Source organism: Burkholderia sp. BCC1996, from assembly GCF_905339955.1.
In the GTDB taxonomy this organism is placed as follows: Bacteria; Pseudomonadota; Gammaproteobacteria; order Burkholderiales; family Burkholderiaceae; genus Burkholderia.
Genome location: NZ_CAJPHM010000096.1, coordinates 1 through 637 on the forward strand (window position 1 = coordinate 1; position 637 = coordinate 637).

The window sequence follows — 637 nt, forward strand, 5'->3', positions numbered from 1 at the left end:
GCGTCGCGCGCCTGCGCGTGCGACAGGTTGAACGCGAGCAGCGGCGCGGTCGGCAGGCTGCTGCCCGCGCGGCCGAGCGCGATCCGCGCGTTCGTGAACGACTTCAGCTGCGCCCACGGGTTCTTTTCGACGGCGTCGCTCATGCCGAAATCCCCATCCAGTCGTTCGCGCCCGCGAGCAGCGGCACGCGCGCGCTCGCGGCGCGCAGCGCGCCGTGCGCGTCGGCGATCTCCATCGTCTCCAGCCATTCCTCGAACTCGGGCGCGCGGCGCAGCCCGAGCACCTCGCGCACGTACAGCTGGTCGTGAAACGACGTGCTTTGATAGTTCAGCATCACGTCGTCCGCGCCCGGGATGCCCATGATGAAGTTGATGCCGGCCGCGCCCAGCAGCGTCAGCAGCGTGTCCATGTCGTCCTGGTCGGCTTCCGCGTGATTCGTGTAGCAGATGTCGCAGCCCATCGGCACGCCGAGCAGCTTGCCGCAGAAGTGATCCTCGAGCCCCGCGCGGATGATCTGCTTGCCGTCGTACAGGTATTCGGGCCCGATGAAGCCGACCACCGTGTTCACGAGGAACGGATCGAACTTGCGCGCGACCGCATACGCGCGCACCTCGCAGGTCTGCTGGTCGACGCCGAA

The 637-nt window shown here is 68.0% G+C and carries 2 protein-coding genes; both read right to left on the reverse strand.

Annotated features, from left to right (window positions below):
* The coding region (locus U4Z64_RS37365) for an ethanolamine ammonia-lyase light chain EutC (RefSeq protein ID WP_321822690.1) at positions 1-248 on the reverse strand (248 nt) is incomplete at its 3' end.
* A partial coding sequence (gene eutB, locus U4Z64_RS37370) for an ethanolamine ammonia-lyase subunit EutB (RefSeq protein ID WP_321822691.1) occupies positions 140-637 on the reverse strand: 498 nt, incomplete at its 5' end. The genes eutB and U4Z64_RS37365, both read right to left, overlap by 109 nt.